Origin of the sequence: Streptomyces sp. NPDC005181, from assembly GCF_040608395.1 — a bacterium.
In the GTDB taxonomy this organism is placed as follows: domain Bacteria; phylum Actinomycetota; class Actinomycetes; order Streptomycetales; family Streptomycetaceae; genus Streptomyces.
Map to the genome: position 1 here is coordinate 1 of NZ_JBEXID010000204.1, position 4,047 is coordinate 4,047.

The following is a 4,047-nucleotide window of genomic DNA, read 5'->3' on the forward strand; positions in this document are numbered from 1 at the left end:
GCTCTACGCCGTCGGCGACGTCAACCGCCGGGCACTGATGACGCATCAGGGCAAGTACCAGGCCCGGATCGCCGGCGCCGTCATCGGCGCCCGCGCCAACGGAGAGCCCGTCGACGACACCAGGTGGGGCGCACACGCCGCGACCGCCGATAACACGGCCGTACCGCAGGTCGTCTTCACCCACCCGGAGGTCGCATCCGTCGGCCTGACCACACGCGAGGCCGAGCGGACCGGACGCAGGATCAAGGTGGTGGACTACGACCTCGCACACGTCGCGGGCGCGCACCAGTACGCCGAGGGCTACCGCGGCCAGGCCCGCATGCTGGTCGACCTGGACCGCGGCACCGTGGCCGGAGTCACCTTCGCCGGCCCCGGCATCGGGGAACTCCTGCACTCCGCCACCATCGCGGTCGCGGGCGAGGTGCCGGTGGAAAGGCTCTGGCACGCCGTGCCCGCATTCCCCACCATCAGCGAGGTCTGGCTCAGGCTGCTGGAGACCTACCGAGGCTGAGCAGGGCCGGGGACCGGTGCGGTGGCCGACGCTCCGTCTCCCGCCCCCGCCGAGGCGGTCGAGCACGTTCCGATCCACGTCAACGCCACCTTCCCGGGCATCGACACCGGTGTCCGGGGAGGCCCGGGCAAGCAATGTGTGTGGTCAAGCGAGGGGCTGACCGCAGTCGGCGGCAACCAGACGTCGTGTCGGCACGGTCCCTGGCGCCGGCAGCCACTGATCGGCCATCTCCCCGATCGCTACGTACGGACGGTCACTCCGCCCAGCAGTGGGCAGGACCAGGCCGCCCTGGGTGACCTCCATGACGATGCGGAGGCGGTGGCCAAGGCCCCGTGCGGCGGTCGGCGGCCCTACCGTGGTGGTCGTCCATGTCTATGGCGGATCTCCCGTTACCGAAGCCGCCGCGGCAGCCGGCGACGTGCAGCGGATCGTCTATCTCCTCCACAAGCCTGGCCGCGCCCCCATTGCCCCTCGGGATCCCGGCACTGACCTGTGTACATGCCCTTACGACAGCGCCGTTGTGTTTGTGTGGCGAAGGCCAGCGTGGCAACCGTCCGGGGCTCTGGGGCGGTGGCAAAGTACCAGCCGGTGACGAAGCGCTCTGGGGGAAGTGGGCTGAGCCGATCGGTGTAGCTGTCGGGTGAGCGGGCCTGTCATAGGCACGGGGTGGGCAGGGACGGGGTGGAGGTGCTTTCGAATGCCCAACGGTGACGTGCTCGTACTCATCGATGAGTGTGGCCGGGTGATCGAGTGGGGGCGTCCGGCTGAGGAACTGTTCGGATGGTCCGCCGAGGAGGCCGTCGGCCAGTCCGTGACCGCGCTCATGCGTGAGGTCGCCGCTGACGGCCAAGGGCGCCGTGAAAGGTTTTCGGAAGCAGCCGCGGTGCTGGTCAAGCCAGTACTGCGAGGTACTTCCGTGGTGTGGCAGGTGCTCGCAGCGGCGGACACCATGTCGGGGCAGGACGTGGCTATCTTGAAGGCCTTGTTCACCCGGTCCCCGGTGGGACTGTACGTCCTCGACGATGAGCTGCGCGTGGTGCGCATGAGCACCGCCACCCGTGGGCTGCGTGACACGCCGGTGGGGCACCTGCTGGGCAAGCATTTCACCCAGGCGTGTGAACTCGAAGACCCCGAGGAAGAAGTCGTTGTGGTGCAAGGGGTCCTGGACAGCGGAGAGCCGGTGGTGAACCGGCTCGTGAGGGGCGTCGAGACACCACGCCGGCTCTACTCCGTCTCCTACTTCCGCTTGGAGGACACCCACGGCCGTGTGTTCGGACTGGTGGCATCTGCGGTCGATGTCACCGAGCGAGAGAGCACACGGAACCGCCTGGCCCTCCTGGACACGGTCCGCACACGAGTGGGGCACCGGCTGAACGTGGCCGTTGTCTGCCGAGAGCTGGTGGAGGCGGTAGTGCCCGCCTTCGCGGGCATCGCCGTCGTCGAGGTGGTCGAGGACGTCGTCCGCGGAGATGAACCGCCGCTGGTGCCCGTCCACCGGAGCGTTCCACTGCGCCGAACAGCCTTCCAGGGCCGAATCTCGGCCCCTTCAGTCGAAGAGGTGCGACCCCTGCCGGTCGGCACTCCATTCTCGGCCGTCCTGTCCGACCTTCGGCCGCGTCTCGTGGCGATCGAGGAGGACAGCTCGTGGCTGGCCGCCGACCCCGCCCGAGCCGACGTCATCAAGCGATCCGGTTCGCACTCCCTGATCGTGGCACCCCTGGCATTGCACGGCCAGGCCTTGGGCGTGGTCAGCTTCTACCGCGACCAGCGAGAAGACCCCTTTGAAGAGGAGGACGTCGCGGTGGCGTCCGCCGTGTGTGCGCACGCTGCGCTCTGCATCGACAGCGCCCGTCGGTACATGCGCGAGTGGATCATCGCGTCAACCGTCCAGCGCCGGCTTCTCGCTCAACAACCTGCCACACAGGGCACCGTGGAGGTGGCCCAACTGCACCTTCCCGGCCCGGAGGGCGGCGGCGCGTGGGCCGACGCGATCGCCCTGCCCGGCGCACGGACTGCACTGATCGTCGGCGACGTGGCAGGGCGAGGCGTTGTCGCAGCCATTACGATGGGACTCCTACGCACAGCCACCCATACACTCGCCGCCCTGGACCTGCCGCCCGACGAGCTGCTGGCCCGCTTGAGTGACACCGCAGCCCGTCTCGCCACCGCGTACGACGCAGTGGCTCCGTTGGATCCCCTGTACCGTGAGACGTTCACCGCCGGCTGCGCCATCGCGATCTACGACCCGGTCGAACTCACCTGCACCATCGCCCGCGCCGGCCTCCCGGAGCCGGTCGCGGTCTTTCCCGACGGCACCTCGGCCAGCCTGCCCGTCCCCCCAGGTCCGCCACTCGCCGGATCAGACGGCGCCCCATTCCCCGCGACAACCGTCACCCTCCCCGAAGGGAGCACCCTGGCGTTGGGTACGGCCACGCTCGCGGACCAGGTTCTGGCGCCGTCCGGTCCGCTGCGCCCGATCCTGGACAGCGCCGACGCGAGGCCCCTGTCGGACGTGCGCGACACCCTCACGTACGCGCTCACAGGCGGCGATCGCCGGACCGGCGAACCCTTGATGCTGCTCGCCCGCACGAGGGCGCTGCCCCAAGATCGGGTACTGACCTGCGGCCTGCCTGCGGACCCCGAGGCCGCACCGATCGCCCGCGCAGCGGCCCGCCGCCAGCTGAACGTCTGGGGGGTGGACGAGGAGACAGCGTTCACCACCGAGCTCATCGTCAGCGAACTCGTCGGCAACGCGGTCCGCTACGGTGCCCCACCCCTGCAACTACGCCTGATCTTCGAGCGGATGCTGACCTGCGAGGTCAGCGACGCCGCGACCAGCGCTCCGCACGTGAAACATGCCCGCACCATCGACGAGACCGGCCGGGGGCTGTTCATCATTGCGACCCTCGCAAACCAGTGGGGGACCCGCTACCAGGCGCAGGGAAAGACCATCTGGGCAGAGCAACCAACAGGAGTGTCAACGATCTCTACATGACCCCGATCGCACACGGGCGGAGACCAGTCACGGGTGACCACCGCTTCACAGCACCCGGTGTCCAAGTTTCCGGAAAAGCCCCGGGACCAGTGACTTCTGCTCGTCCCGGATCGCTTGAATTCGGCGACACGACCGCCTCGTCGAAGCCCTCGATGCGCCGGGTGTGCTCGGGTGCGACCTGCGGGCCGAACCTGCGGTGCGGATGTACCGCTCCGGCCGCTGGACTGCTCCTCACAGCGAACCGACCGGGCTATGCCGACACAGCCGGCCCTCGCCCGCTGGTCAGGACGCGCCGGCGAAGTGAACACCTACCCGGCGAACTTCTCCAACCACCCATGACACGACGCGAGTTCATCCACCCTCATGCCGGCAGCGGGCCACTGGACCACGACCGGCCGGACACCTGGCGAAGCCCTACCGGAGCAGCCTCAAGCGGCCATTCGGGGGGATGAGCTGCTGGGGTGCCTGAGGGCGAGGAGATCCCGTGCGGTCATCGTGTCCGCGATCCTCATGTGCGGTGCGGCCTCGGAGCAGCGGTGCT

At 69.0% G+C, this 4,047-nt stretch carries 1 protein-coding gene and 1 pseudogene; both read left to right on the forward strand.

The window, feature by feature from the left end:
• Positions 1-511 (forward strand): annotated as a pseudogene (locus ABZV38_RS39800) (pyridine nucleotide-disulfide oxidoreductase); the annotation flags it as partial.
• 697 nt (positions 512-1,208) lie between these two features.
• Positions 1,209-3,506 (forward strand): SpoIIE family protein phosphatase, encoded by a 2,298-nt coding sequence (locus ABZV38_RS39805; RefSeq protein ID WP_356333782.1) that lies wholly within the window; start codon positions 1,209-1,211, stop codon positions 3,504-3,506.
• Positions 3,507-4,047 lie beyond the last annotated feature (541 nt).